Source organism: Ammoniphilus sp. YIM 78166 (assembly GCF_004522215.1).
Lineage (GTDB): Bacteria > Bacillota > Bacilli > Aneurinibacillales > RAOX-1 > YIM-78166.
On the sequence record NZ_SDLR01000007.1, the window covers coordinates 45,464 to 58,722 of the forward strand.

Sequence of the window (13,259 nt, forward strand, 5' to 3'; positions counted from 1 at the left end):
TTTTAAGGAAAGGAGATTAGTTCTTGTGGTAAAAGGATCAAAACATCCCCTGTTTGTTTTCTTAGTCGTGCTCGCTCTCCTGCTTGTCCAACCTATGGCGATGTTCGCGCAAGCAGTCGAGAAAGAGGGAAGCATTCCGAATTACAGTACGAGGGATGAGATACCCGCACAGTACAAGTGGAATCTCGAAGATCTCTACCCGACTGTCGAGGAATGGGAAAAAGATTTGCACGAAGTAGAGAAGCTAACGGAGCAGCTTAGCGACATGAACGGCCGTGTAGGAAAGTCGGTCAAGCATCTGCGCAAGTCCATGGAGACCTATGTGCAGCTGAGCAGGAAGTTTGAAAAGACGTATACCTATGCTAAATTGTCTTTTCATACCAATAAGAGCGAACCGATTTTTCAGCAGCTTTCTAATCGGGCCGATGATGTAGCCATTAAGATGAGTGAGAAAATCTCTTTCTTTATCCCCGAGTTGATTAACATCCCTGATAAAAAGCTAAAGAAATATTTGGCGGATCCGAGCCTAAAGGATTATCAGCGATGGATCGAAGCACAAATTCGGAGCAGAGAGCACACCTTGCCTAAAGAATTAGAGCAAATCTTAGCCAAGAGCGGCGTATTGGCCGATGCGCCTGAGAGTATTTTTGGCATGCTCACTAAAGATTTAACATTTCCTTCTATCAAGGATCAAAGCGGCAATGAAATCACGCTGACTCCAGCCAATTATGCCAACTTCATGAAAAGCCCCGACAGGGAAATTCGAAGAAGAGCCTATGAGGCTTATTTTAAAACCATCAACCAGTTTAAAGATACCTTTGCTCAAATTCTTCAATCAGAAGTCAAGAAAAACATCTTTTATTCCGAGGTCCGGAAGTATCCTTCCACCCGGGAGGCGAGCATGGAGGGAAATCAGATTCCCGTTTCCGTTTACGATAATCTGATTGAAACCGTGGACAAGCAGCTTCCGCATCTTCATCGATATATTGAACTGAAGAAAAAGGTGGCCAAGCTTGATAAGCTATACCTTTACGACTTGTATGTAAAGTTTGGAAATGACCGGGAACGAGGCTATATCCCCTATGAAGAGGCACAGAGTACCGTCAAGGAAGGCTTATCCATCCTGGGGAAGGAATATGCTGACCTGCTGGATCAGAGCTTCAAAGAACGATGGATCGATGTCTATTACACGCCAGGCAAGCGATCAGGGGCGTTTCAATGGGGCGGATATGACTCCCACCCTTATATCCTGATGAATTACCAAGGTGAAATGGATGATGTGTATACCTTGGCCCATGAATTGGGACATGCCGGTCACTCTTATTTCTCCAACCGCAAGCAGAGCTACTTGAACGCCAGTTACCCCATTTTTACCGCAGAAGTCGCTTCCACCACCAACGAAGCGCTCATTTTTAAAGAAATGTATCAAAAAGCCAAAACGAAGGAAGAGAAAATCGCAATTTTGAACCAGCGATTGGAGGACTATAGCGGGACCCTGTTTTTGCAAACGATGTTCGCTGAATTTGAGAAGATCATTCATGACCGTGCTCAAAAAGGAGAAGCCCTCACCTCGGAGTCTCTGATGGAGTTGTACGGGTCACTGATGAAAAAATACTTCGGTGAAAGCCTCGTCGTGGATGCGGGCGCATCTCTTGGCTGGACGCGCATCCCTCACTTCTATCGCAATTACTATGTGTATCAGTACGCGACAGGATTTGCCGCAGCCAATGCTTTTGCCCAGCAGATGTGGGACGAAGGAGAACCGGCTGTCCAAAGGTACCTGGAGAATTTCCTTTCTTCCGGTAACACGAAGGACCCCATTGAGGTGTTAAAGGATGCAGGTGTGGATATGACCTCCCCTAAGGTCATTGAAACGGCGCTGAAAGGGTTTAAGGATACGCTAGATGAAATGGAAAAGCTATTGACGCAGGAGTAAGAGTAAGGGCAAATCCCTTACTCTTTTCTTTGTTTCAAAAAGGCTAAGAATGCTTGGGAGGCAAGCGAAAGATACCGGTTCTTGTTCCATGCCACCGCCAAAGACAGAAAAACAGGAGGATCGAGGGAGATAGGAACGAGCTTAGGATCTGATGCTACGGCCAATCGTAAAAATAGCGTGACTCCAAGACCCTCACCCACAAATGATTTAATGAGGGACAGCTGATTCGCGGAGAAGCTCACGTTGGGCGTGACGCCTGTAATCTTACTGGTTTCTAAGACTAGCTGACGCTGAAAATAGCCTTCTTTAAACAAGATCAGCGGCTCCTGGACTAGGTCATGATAGGAGACGCGGTTCCGCTTCGCAAAGGGGTGCTCTAACGGCACGCAAACGACCATCTCTTCGTCTAGTAGGGGAATATAATCCAGGTGTTCCGGAGGATGGTCGATCACGATCACACCGAGGTCAATCTCCCCCCGTTCGACGAGCTTCTGAACCTGCAGGGTGCCTTCCTCTACTACGCTGATTTGCAGTGCGCTATGCTTTCGCTTAAAGTCCTTGATAATCGAAGGAAAGTAATAGCTACCAAACATGGAGGGAAGTCCGATGCGGATTTCTCCTTTTTCCAATCCTCTCATTTCATGCATTTCGGTTTGGGCTTCTTCCACCTTTTGCAGGATCCCTTTGGCGTGCTGGAGAAAAACCTCCCCCTCGGGAGTTAGGGTAATCTGTTTGGATGAGCGATCGATCAGCGTAACGAATAATTCCTGTTCCAGTTTTTGGATCGCCTTACTGATGGCTGGCTGGGCCACAAGCAGGTTTTCGGCAGCGCGAGTAAAGTTTTGGCAAGCAGCCACTTCTACAAAGTACTCTAATTGGCGGAGCTCCATCGTTTTTAATCATTCCTTAAAGTTATGGTTTTGATGAAAATAATATATTTTGTTTATTATTATACCGCGTGCTATGATTTCGGTACAAATAAAGAGAAAAGGAAGTTATTTTCATGATTGAACAGGGGACTAAGGAGTATTGGAGAGCTACATTCGCTTTAAGCTTAGGTTCGTTTCTTGTGTTTGCCATGGTGTATGTGACGCAACCACTGTTGCCGTTGTTTACCGATGAGTTTGGCGTAAGTCCGGCGAAAGCCAGCTCTTCTTTATCGGTTGTGACGCTTTTTATTAGTATTGCTCTCTTATTTTATGGCCCGATTTCCGACTCTCTGGGTCGAAAGGTTATTATGGTTTGGACCCTGTTGGGGGCCATTGTCGTTACGTTTGCCATTCCGTTTGTTTCTAGCTTTGAGTGGATCCTTGTGCTTCGTGCGCTGCAAGGGGTGTTTCTTGCCGGGCTGCCTTCAATTGCCATGGCCTATATGGGGGAGGAGTTTTCGCCCCAAGCGCTGAGTCTGGGTATCGGCATGTACATCAGCGCCAATAGCTTAGGCGGCATGTCAGGACGATTAATGTCGGGTGTGGCGGCAGACTGGTGGGGATGGCAAGGGTCGTTTGTCACAATTGGCTTGCTGGGACTTACGTTTTTCTTATTGTTTGTATGGATGCTGCCGCCTTCCCGGCAGTTTCGCAGGGTGCCTTTCAACGGCAAGCAGGCTGTGGGGGGGATGCTCCAGCATCTTCGCAACCCGATTCTCTCGGTGGCGTTTGTGATTGGAGGCTTGCATTTCTTTGTCTTTTTGGGCAGCTTTAATTACCTTACCTTCCTATTAAGCGGCGATCCCTATCGTTTGTCCCCTACCCTTTTGGGGATGCTTTTCGTGTCTTATCTAGCGGGGACTTTTAGTTCTACTTTGTCAGGCCGGCTGGCCCAGCAATGGGGAAAAACAACGTGCATACAGGTGGGAGTGGGGCTGTTTGCTTTGGGCATGCTGTGCACGCTGCACCCTTCCCTCATCGTCATTCTGATTGGACTCCTCATTCAATGCTTTGGATTTTTCTTCGCCCATTCCGCTTCCGCTAGCTGGGTGAATGCTCATGCTCAATTCGCACGCGCAAGTGCTTCAAGCCTCTACCTCGTGTTTTATTACTTCGGGGCTAGTTTGGGGAGCAGCTATTTAGGTTGGTTTTGGGAAGCATGGTATTGGCCGGGTGTGGTAAGCGGAGGGTTGTTGGTATTAGTCGTCACGTTTAGCTGTTCCTGCTGGCTGCATCGAACAGAACGGCGGGTGCAGGGTAAGCAAAGACTCGATCTTTCGTCTTCCCGGTGATAAACTACTTCTTATAGAAATCAACCCGAGAGAGGTAAACATGTTCGATAACATTGTGGATCTAGACGAACTGGCAGACGCCATCAGCAAGCGGGTCAATAACCCCATTACGATAGAAGATGCCAACCACCGGCTCCTGGCTTACAGTACCCATGGTCACTGGACGGACCAAGCTCGGATGGAAACAATCATGGGCCGCGGGGTTCCGGAAGCGGTACTGAACCGTCTTTGGCAGGACGGGGTCATCCAGCAATTAATGGGCTGCGATGACCCGATTCGAATTCAAGCGAAGAACGAAGTCGGTCTAGGCAATCGAGTGGCCATCTCGATTCGAAAAGGGCAGAGTGTCCTTGGCTATATCTGGGTCCAGGAAATCAATGAGCAGCTTTCGGATACGGCCATGTCCTTCCTTCGCCAAGCCGCCCGAGCAGCGATGCCGAAGCTTCATCAGCGGCAGACGAAGCGCCGACTGCGGGAAGAAAAAAGCAAGGAGTTTTTCTGGGAAATGCTGCTCGGGAGCTTGACCTCCCATCATGAAATCCAACGCAAGGCCGATGATATCGGGATCAAGCTTCCCAAGCCTTTTTCTATCTTTATCTTTGAAACTGAGTCAGAAGACTATGATTCCGTACAAAAAGAACTCAGCTACCTCCTTCATAACCTGAAGGATTCTTTTTCTTTGACTCAGTTTCCCTTGACCGTGACTGATCAGAAGCGCCTAATCATTCTGGGAGGCGGGGGCGATCCGAAAGTAGAGTTTTATCATAAGTCAAACCGGTTTGTCACCGAGATCGTTTCTCGGATCTGTGAGAGATTTGGAGCGCTTGCGTTTCAAGGGGTATTTGGCCAGGCCTACGTTACATTTTCATGTACAGAGCAGAGCTACCATCAAGCACTGGCTACCCTTCGGATGAAACGAAATTTCCCGGTGGAAACGAAGGAGATCCAAGGCTACGCCGATTTAGGCATTTACCGCTTACTCCCGAATATCGTAGAAAAGAATGAAGCGGAAGACTATCAAAACTATCGCCTACAGAAGCTAATGAAATACGACGAGGAAAATCAAAGTAATCTTCTCCATACGTTAGAGGTTTACCTCGATTGTGCGGGAAGGATTAATATTGCTTCCCAGCGTCTTCATATCCATCCCAACACGCTAGCTTACCGCCTCAAGCGAGTGTCGGAGGTCGCTGGCCTCGATTTGGATGACCCCAACCAGCGTTTTTCCATGTTTCTTGATTTAAAAATTCGAAAATTTACATTCTCTTAATCTAAAATTTATAGAAGACCCTTAAAATACAAATATCGACAAAATTTTAGGGGTCTGATTACATTGAAGATTAAAACCAAGCTCATTACCGGATTTGCTACCGTCTTGCTCTTGCTGATTGGCATTAGCTCCTTTTCCTTTTTTATCCTCTCTACCATTGGTGAAAAAACCAAAACCATTGCCAACGAATCGATTCCTAGTGTTTCCGTACTAGGAAAGATGGAATCTGAGGTATCGAATGTTTCACGCCTCTTACTTGATCTTGCACTAGAAAACCAGCCGGAGCACGCCGAGATGCGCAAAGTAGAGTTGGCGCAGTCCCTTCAATTACTAGAAACCGAGCGTCTGCAATATGAATCCATGATCCGGGATGAAGCACAGCAGCAATTATATGATACCTTTTACAGAGAGTGGAGCACCTTCTCCGAGATGATCCCGCAAATTCTAGAAAGAGTAGAAGAGGGGGATAGTTTCTTTGCCCATTTGGATTACCAAGCAGTAAGGCCGAACTGGGAGAAGGCGTATGAAGCCATCAACCAGCTTTCTGAGTTAAACGAAGCCAGTACCTATGAAGCAACGGAGCAGACCTTGCTCGCGATTTCTTCGGCTTATCAATGGATCCTCCTGACATCAGCCGCGGCTATATTCCTAACCATCGTACTCTCGATTCTTGTTTCCAGGCAGATAACCCAACCGTTAAAGATACTAGAGCAAGAGCTGATGGGGCTTGCGAGGCGAGGTGGGGATTTGACTCAACAGCTGAGAGTCGCTGGAAAAGACGAGATCAGTCAGTTAGCCTATGCCCTAAACCAGTTCTTATTCAATTTGAAAATGATCGTAGAGCGGATCCTTTCCGAATCCCATTCGGTTACTTCCCTTTCGGGTTCGCTGACAGAAAAAGCGACTTTAACCCATGATGCATCGAAACTCATGGTGCAGACCTTACACGAGGTAGCTGTTGGTTCAACCAAGCAATCCGAGCATACCTCCTCAGTGTTGAAGAAAATGGAAGACACGCAGCTCCAAGTGCAGGTAGGATTGGAAAAAGCAGAGGAAACCGCAGCCAATGCCCAGATGTCCACAGAAACGGCCCTGACCGGCAAAGAAACCATGAGGCAAGCCATTTCTCATTTGCACGAGATGAATCAGCTGTTTTCGAGCTCCAATCACTCGATTCATCGTCTGGAAGAACGGGCGAAAGAGATTGGGGGGATCGTGACGACGATTACCGATATCTCCAACCAAACTAATCTCCTGGCCTTGAATGCAGCGATTGAGGCGGCCAGAGCGGGTGCGCAAGGAAAAGGCTTTGCTGTCGTGGCTGAGGAAGTGCGAAAGCTAGCCGATGAATCGAAGCGGGCAGCTGAGCAGATCTCAAGCCTTATTAAGAGCATGCAAGAGGAAACAGGGAAAACAGTAGGCATGATGGAGAATAATTTATCCTCGGTCAAAAAGCAGGTTCAAATGATGGAGCAAGGGGGTGAGGCCCTCGCCCTTATTGTCGATCATGTTCAGCAGACCGAGCAGGACGCGTTGCATATTCAATCCATCTTTACCGAGCTTCATGAAGAATCGAGTCATATTTTAGAAGAGATCGAAGGTATTGCCAGCATTACAGAGCAATCGGCATCTGGGGCGCAAACCATAGCTGCCAGCACAGAGGAGCAAGCCCAAGCGATGTCCGCCATCTATGAAACCGCTCATGCCTTCCGTGAACTCGCTGAGAGATTAAGAGAGGAAGTTTGCCAGTTTAAAGTAGAATAGGTCTTTTGTGGATTTCCACAAGGCAGTCTCCGATTTTTTTGATTTTTACATAAGGAGAAGAAATTTTTATTACATTATACTGTAATAGTAAATGATAATACGGCCAGGACCTATTTGAAGGAGCTGATTAGAATGATTATTGGAGTTCCAAAAGAGATTAAAAACAACGAGAATCGCGTCGGATTAACACCAGCAGGCGTTGCGGCGTTTAAAAATAATGGACATGAAGTATGGGTAGAAGCGAGCGCAGGCATGGGCAGCGGCTTCACAGATGAAGACTACCAGGCGGCTGGAGCGAAGATTGTTGCTACGGCAAAAGAAGCGTGGTCGGCTGAGATGGTTGTAAAAGTCAAAGAACCGCTAAAAGAGGAATATGGGTTTTTCCGCGAGGGATTGATTCTTTATACTTATCTGCACTTAGCTCCAGAGCCTGAACTGACTAAAGCTTTAGTAGATCACAAAGTGGTTGCCATTGCTTATGAAACGATCCAAGCAGACAACGGATCACTTCCTTTGCTCACGCCGATGAGTGAAGTGGCAGGAAGAATGTCCATCCAGATCGGAGCGCAATTCCTCGAGAAGTCCAAGGGCGGAAAAGGGGTATTGCTTGGTGGAGTACCTGGGGTTGCACCAGCAGAGGTTGTGATTGTAGGCGGTGGAATCGTAGGAACGAACGCCGCTAAGATGGCTATAGGATTAGGAGCAAGCGTAACGCTTCTGGATATCAGTGCAGACCGTCTTCGTCAGTTGGATGACCAGTTCCAAGGTCGCCTGAAGACGTTGATGTCGAATAGCTATAATCTTGCGGAAGCCGTGAAAAAAGCGGATCTTGTGGTCGGAGCGGTTCTGATTCCTGGTGCCCGTGCCCCTAAGTTGGTGACGGAAGACATGGTGAAAGCCATGCAGCCTGGTTCCGTGATCGTGGACGTAGCGATTGACCAAGGCGGCTCCATTGAAACCATTGACCGCATTACCACTCACAGCGATCCAACGTATGTGAAGCATGGCGTCTTGCACTATGCTGTAGCTAATATGCCAGGCGCTGTAGCGCGTACGTCAACTATCGCTTTAACTAACGTAACTGTTCCTTATGGTGTACAGATTGCCAACAAGGGCTGGAAAAAAGCCGCTCTTGAGAACAAGGCTCTTGCGAAGGGGATCAATGTTGTAGACGGCAAAGTGACGTACAAAGCGGTTGCTGAGGCACATGGCTATACGCCTGTGGCGGTGGAAACCATCCTCACGGGCCAGAATGTAAGCGTATAGTGACGATGAAGACCGAAGGGGGCTCCCTTCGGTCTTTCCTGCTTTTATGCTATAATGCTACCTGTAGAAAAATAAGGGGTGGTGCCGAATGCTTCAACGTTATTTCACCATACAAGGCTACGGAGAAACGGAAATTGATATTAATCGATCCCGATTTATTTGTTATGTACAACGTGCCGAAACCGAAGAGAAAGCCCAAGCGTTTATCGCTGAGATTAAGAAAAAGCATTGGGATGCGACTCACAACTGTTCGGCTTATCTGATTGGCGAGCATGACCATATCCAAAAAGCAGATGATGATGGGGAGCCAAGCGGAACGGCCGGCAAGCCTATCCTAGAAGTTCTAAAGAAAAACCATGTGAAAGACACGGTTGTGGTCGTCACTCGTTATTTTGGAGGCATCAAGCTTGGAGCAGGCGGTCTTATCCGCGCTTACGGGAAAGGGGCTTCTGAAGCGTTAAAAGCAGGCCGTGTAGTTGAGCGGGTATTACATGACTCCTATCTTTTCAAAGTGGATTATACTTTCCTCGGAAAAATTGAAAATGAGCTTCGCGCGAAGCCTGAATATATTATCGATCATATTGATTATTTGGACATGGTGACGGTAACGGTGCTGGTAGAGAGAGGGAAGGAAGAGCCTCTCCTGACCTGGATGACGGATGTAACAAGCGGTCAAGTGGAGACGACCCAAGGAGATCCGCGTTATATCGAATTTAATAAAGAGGTTCAGGAAACACTATAGAAAATCCAGGGATTTTACGGAGGGCCTCACATGACCAAAAAAGATGCGAAGCACACTACCCTATGCCCAGGGTGTGGAGATCCTGTGAAGGAAGCGAAGGAGATGTTTCAAGAGTTTCAAACGGAGGCGGCTGCCGAGCTGTATTGTCCGAATTGCCAGCAGCAAAAGCATTTTGGCGTCATCCACTCCGAATAGAAATTTGTGGCAGAATCATGTACATCTCAAAAAGTAGTTTACTCTAAGCAGGAAAACTTTTAAAATAGGTAAGTGTATACTTAGGGACAGACCTATGCAATGGAGTGTGATAAACGATGGTGATGATTTTAATCCTTTTAGCAACAGCGTTGCTTTCGGCTTACGGTATCGTTCAAACCAAGAAGCAAGGAAACACGTTTGGTTTTGTGTTCTCTACCGTTTCCTTCTTGACTTTTATTTTTTGCACCGTTTTAGCTATGATCATCTAACGGGAAGACCGCTCCATCCGGAGCGGTTTTTTCATGCCCTTTCGCAAAAGATAAGTTATAATGGTAGTCGAACCTAAGTTAAAGGGGAGGAACCAACATGGAAGTATTGAAAATCAGTCCCCGGGGCTATTGCTACGGAGTGGTCGATGCGATGGTATTGGCCTTGCAGACAGCAAAGAACTTTGACTTTCCTCGTCCGATATATATCCTTGGCATGATTGTGCATAACAGCCATGTCGTAGAAGCATTTGAGCGAGAAGGTATTATAACGATAGAAGGTCCGGACCGCTTAAACATGCTGGAGAAAATTGATAAAGGCACGGTCATTTTCACAGCCCACGGCGTGTCTCCGCAGGTCAAGCAGAAGGCTAGAGACAAGGGGCTGATGGTGGTGGATGCAACGTGCCCGGATGTCACGAAGACGCATGATCTGATCAAGGAAAAAGTAGCAGAAGGTTACCATATCATTTACATCGGCAAGAAGGGCCATCCAGAGCCGGAAGGGGCATTAGGGAATGCGCCTGAGCATGTTCACTTAATTGAAAGTTTAGAAGATCTGGAGCGCTTGGAGTTGCAAAACGAGAAGCTGATCGTAACAAACCAAACGACGATGAGCCAGTGGGATATTAAGCACATCATGAATGCGTGCATCAAGAAATACCCGCATGCCGAGATTCATAATGAGATCTGCTTAGCGACGCAGGTGAGACAGGAAGCTGTTGCAGAACAGGCGAAGGAAGCTGACCTGCTTCTGGTGGTCGGTGACCCGAAGAGTAATAACTCCAATCGATTGGCTCAGGTATCAGAAGAAATCGCCGGTACAGAAGCTTATCGCATTGGGGATGTCACCGAGATTAAACAAGAGTGGCTGAAAGGAAGAAAGAAAGTGGCCGTCACCGCTGGAGCCTCCACGCCAACCCCCATCACGCGTGAGGTCATTCATTATCTCGAGCAATATGATGAAGCCGACCCAGCCACATGGGAGATTAAACGTACCGTCAAGATGGATAAGATCCTTCCAACGGTGAAGGAAAAAGCATAAGATCCATATTATCCGCAAAGAAAAGGGTGACCCGAGCAGCCAATCTTACCGGCTTTAAGGGACACCCCTTTTTATGCTTCTGTTGTTATATAATAATTTATAAAAACACTTGCTGTTACATAAATAACTTGTTATAATACAGTTAAGAGAAAAACGAAAAAGGAGATGGTTGTAATGAAACAGATGGATCAGCAATTTAGATGGAATTATGAAATTGAGCCCTTTATTGTAGAGGAAGCGGACCCAAATTTCTATGCATGTAAGTATATGGACTCTACACTCGGATTTGTAATGGATAAGGACGCATTCGAGAGACAGCTTCGCAGCGGAAGAATTCGCGAGTATAAAGCTGCAAGTTTGGCGGTATAGATAAAAAGCTGGAGTTCCCCGTGGGTGGGGGATCCAGCTTTTGTTGTTTTTTCTTCAGAAAATAGCCTTAGAATTCCGCTTACTTCTCGAGCCTGCTTCTGAATAAGCTAAATTAATCGTACAAATACGACTATTGTGTCAGTGCTGGTGATTTTAGTAACACTTTCACCAATATAGTCGTATAACTCCGCTTAAACCGTCAGAGATTCCTTCATTTTGAGATTTAAGCGGAATTATCCCCTTATTTCACAACCAGCTTCCCTTTCCATGGGGACGGTGGCACGGAATACGTGAATTCTCCTGCCTTTTCAGGCTTGAAGGTCAACGTGACCATATCGCCTGCCCTTAAGTACCTCGTCTGAAGTCCAAGCTCCGGGAGGGTGAATCGATGCATGCCTTCTAGCTTGCTGTTAATGACAAGCTGTACTTCTTCTCCTTTACTCACCGTGACGGTAGCAGGAATGATCCCTGTTTCCGTTAGAACCACAACAGGAGTAGCCGCATGGGCGGAAGAGGCGCCAACAACCAAACAACACATGAACAGGAATAATTTTACATGTATCATATCCCTAGTATGCCACAGATGTTAATCGGCCAATCGGAAAAGCAACCTCCTCTGATGAATCTTTAAAATGCCCCCACGCCATGACCCCGTTCATATAGGAGATCGTAAAGTCTCCCTCATATCCTGTAACCTGGTAGGCTTGCCCTGGCAGGTAACGACTAGGATCGAGCGTATACGATTTTGCCATGTAGAATTTTTGCTCTAAAACCGCTGCTTCCGAGAAAAAGCCTGCTTGGTGCTTTTTCATGGAGGCTTCTTTCAGCTTTAGCAGTTCATAGTCTAACTCTTCTTTTGTCATTTCACTGTAACGCTTATCCATAAATGATTCCTTCTTTCCGTTTTTTTTCCTTACTTCATATTATAACATTGACATTCTGAATGGAAATTGAAAGAATATAAGTAACTTTACTACTATGTATAAAAGGTTAACTGCTTCTAGGAAAGGAGTGAAAGGTCCATGTCACAGGAAAAGATCGTGCCTGAATTAGATGGCTTATTATATAAGTTTACTGAATTGCTGACAGGTGAGGCGACGGAAGAACGAGTGGAGATGGTAAAGGTCTGGTCGATATACAGTCATATGCTGAAGGTTATGCCTCCTTTGGTTAAGCATTGGACGTCGGAAGAGCAGCACCAAGACGCTAAACGGAAGATTCGAGAGATCTTTGAGGAGATCCAGCGCTTAAACGAAGAAAACAAGAAACAGATCCGCGAGCATCAGACGAACTTTAACAAGAGCGAATAAAAAAAACTTCTTTAGAGGAAGTTTTTGTTGCCGATAGGAGATTATGTTAAATTAAATAAATTAAAATAACATATAATCTCCTATGCGGTAAAAAAAAGGAGCGTCCCATGAGGACCGCTCCTTTTTTTGTCTTTTCGCTTACTGGATAGGGTAAGGAAACTGACTGCTGTAATTGCTGAATTGCTTGTGGGCTTGGTCAAGCTTTTGCTGCTGTTCGGCTTCAAGCTTGTACCACCCTTTTTGAAACATGAGATTGAAAGCGTGGCGCTGGGCCTGGTGTGTTTCCATGAGGATCGTCATGTAATCCTGGTGGAGGGAATCATGGCTGGCCTCACGCACCGCTACGTTCAAGCTGTCAGTTAGATACTTCTCCGTGAGAAGGATATCGTTGAGGAAATCGCGGTCATTCATCTGCGGGCCTTTGACTTTGGGCTCGCTGGCTGGCTTGGGGTTCTTAATGACGTTTGCATTTTGGTTTTGTTGTTGCATCTGTATCCCTCCTTTTTCTTTTATTGAGACATCTGGTTCTGCTGCTGCTGTTGCTGCTGTACGGCCATCATCTGCTGCATATTGTTGTTTGCGCAATGTTGCAACAGCATATTATAGTGGCGCTGGTGCATTTGTCCAATTCGATCAATCTCCTGACGGAGCTGTGGATCTTGGACTTGGGAGGAGAAATGTGAACATTTTTTAAATGCATCTAAAAGCCAAGACATTGCGTCCTTCAAGTAAAGCAAATCTTTGCTTGTGACTACTTGAGGGGGGGTCATAAACATGGGCTGATTTTGTTGCTGTTGTTGCTGCGGCTGCTGCATCGTTGTTTGCATCCGAGTCCCTCCTACGCAAGGATAGGGCAGTGAAAACTGCACCAGTTA

At 46.6% G+C, this 13,259-nt stretch carries 16 protein-coding genes; 11 read left to right on the top strand and 5 right to left on the bottom strand.

The annotated features are described in order from the left end of the window. Positions 1 to 25 precede the first annotated feature (25 nt). Positions 26 to 1,936 carry an oligoendopeptidase F gene (gene pepF, locus EIZ58_RS26180; RefSeq protein ID WP_134703933.1) on the top strand — a complete coding sequence of 637 codons (1,911 nt, stop codon included), beginning with the start codon at positions 26 to 28 and terminating at the stop codon, positions 1,934 to 1,936. Between the two features lie 17 nt (positions 1,937 to 1,953). Here the strand turns inward: pepF and EIZ58_RS26185 are convergent, their stop codons facing one another. Next, complete coding sequence (locus EIZ58_RS26185) at positions 1,954 to 2,826, bottom strand: LysR family transcriptional regulator (RefSeq protein WP_134703934.1); 873 nt, start codon at positions 2,824 to 2,826, stop codon at positions 1,954 to 1,956. 113 nt (positions 2,827 to 2,939) lie between these two features. On the opposite strand from EIZ58_RS26185, the gene EIZ58_RS26190 reads away from it, so the two are divergent. The 9 genes from EIZ58_RS26190 (at position 2,940) to EIZ58_RS26225 (ending at position 11,074) form a co-directional block, all read left to right on the top strand. Continuing rightward, complete coding sequence (locus EIZ58_RS26190; protein ID WP_134703935.1) at positions 2,940 to 4,157, top strand: MFS transporter; 1,218 nt, start codon at positions 2,940 to 2,942, stop codon at positions 4,155 to 4,157. Between the two features lie 40 nt (positions 4,158 to 4,197). Next, positions 4,198 to 5,427 (top strand): PucR family transcriptional regulator, encoded by a 1,230-nt coding sequence (locus EIZ58_RS26195; RefSeq protein ID WP_134703936.1) that lies wholly within the window; start codon positions 4,198 to 4,200, stop codon positions 5,425 to 5,427. 63 nt (positions 5,428 to 5,490) lie between these two features. Beyond that, positions 5,491 to 7,191 carry a methyl-accepting chemotaxis protein gene (locus EIZ58_RS26200; protein WP_134703937.1) on the top strand — a complete coding sequence of 567 codons (1,701 nt, stop codon included), beginning with the start codon at positions 5,491 to 5,493 and terminating at the stop codon, positions 7,189 to 7,191. Between the two features lie 132 nt (positions 7,192 to 7,323). Continuing rightward, the gene (gene ald / locus EIZ58_RS26205) at positions 7,324 to 8,457 is read left to right on the top strand and encodes an alanine dehydrogenase (protein WP_134703938.1); all 1,134 of its coding nucleotides are present in this window, start codon (positions 7,324 to 7,326) and stop codon (positions 8,455 to 8,457) included. Between the two features lie 88 nt (positions 8,458 to 8,545). Next, positions 8,546 to 9,199 (top strand): YigZ family protein, encoded by a 654-nt coding sequence (locus EIZ58_RS26210; RefSeq protein ID WP_134703939.1) that lies wholly within the window; start codon positions 8,546 to 8,548, stop codon positions 9,197 to 9,199. A 30-nt stretch (positions 9,200 to 9,229) separates the two neighbouring features. Continuing rightward, positions 9,230 to 9,394, top strand: coding sequence for a hypothetical protein (locus tag EIZ58_RS33875; protein ID WP_167577983.1), 165 nt, complete (start codon positions 9,230 to 9,232; stop codon positions 9,392 to 9,394). Between the two features lie 116 nt (positions 9,395 to 9,510). Continuing rightward, positions 9,511 to 9,663: a DUF2759 family protein gene (locus EIZ58_RS26215; RefSeq protein WP_134703940.1), complete on the top strand. Its 153-nt coding sequence runs from the start codon at positions 9,511 to 9,513 to the stop codon at positions 9,661 to 9,663. A gap of 97 nt (positions 9,664 to 9,760) precedes the next feature. After that, positions 9,761 to 10,705, top strand: a complete 945-nt coding sequence (locus EIZ58_RS26220; protein ID WP_134703941.1) for a 4-hydroxy-3-methylbut-2-enyl diphosphate reductase — start codon at positions 9,761 to 9,763, stop codon at positions 10,703 to 10,705. Positions 10,706 to 10,879: 174 nt separating this feature from the next. Beyond that, on the top strand, positions 10,880 to 11,074 hold the full coding sequence (locus tag EIZ58_RS26225) for a hypothetical protein (RefSeq protein ID WP_134703942.1): 195 nt from the start codon (positions 10,880 to 10,882) through the stop codon (positions 11,072 to 11,074). 241 nt (positions 11,075 to 11,315) lie between these two features. On the opposite strand, the gene EIZ58_RS26230 is transcribed toward EIZ58_RS26225, so the two are convergent. Both EIZ58_RS26230 and EIZ58_RS26235 read right to left on the bottom strand, forming a co-directional pair. Then, positions 11,316 to 11,612 carry a cupredoxin domain-containing protein gene (locus EIZ58_RS26230; protein ID WP_167577984.1) on the bottom strand — a complete coding sequence of 99 codons (297 nt, stop codon included), beginning with the start codon at positions 11,610 to 11,612 and terminating at the stop codon, positions 11,316 to 11,318. A 31-nt stretch (positions 11,613 to 11,643) separates the two neighbouring features. Next, a complete protein-coding gene (locus EIZ58_RS26235) occupies positions 11,644 to 11,958 on the bottom strand; it encodes a YfhH family protein (RefSeq protein WP_134703944.1) in 315 nt (104 codons plus the stop codon). Between the two features lie 138 nt (positions 11,959 to 12,096). Between EIZ58_RS26235 and EIZ58_RS26240 the strand changes: the two genes are divergently transcribed. Beyond that, positions 12,097 to 12,384 (top strand): DUF2573 family protein, encoded by a 288-nt coding sequence (locus EIZ58_RS26240; protein ID WP_134703945.1) that lies wholly within the window; start codon positions 12,097 to 12,099, stop codon positions 12,382 to 12,384. Positions 12,385 to 12,522: 138 nt separating this feature from the next. Here EIZ58_RS26240 and EIZ58_RS26245 read toward each other — a convergent pair whose 3' ends face one another. Next, positions 12,523 to 12,873, bottom strand: a complete 351-nt coding sequence (locus tag EIZ58_RS26245; RefSeq protein ID WP_134703946.1) for a spore coat protein — start codon at positions 12,871 to 12,873, stop codon at positions 12,523 to 12,525. Between the two features lie 20 nt (positions 12,874 to 12,893). Then, positions 12,894 to 13,211, bottom strand: coding sequence for a hypothetical protein (locus tag EIZ58_RS26250; RefSeq protein WP_240689429.1), 318 nt, complete (start codon positions 13,209 to 13,211; stop codon positions 12,894 to 12,896). Between the last annotated feature and the right edge of the window lie 48 nt (positions 13,212 to 13,259).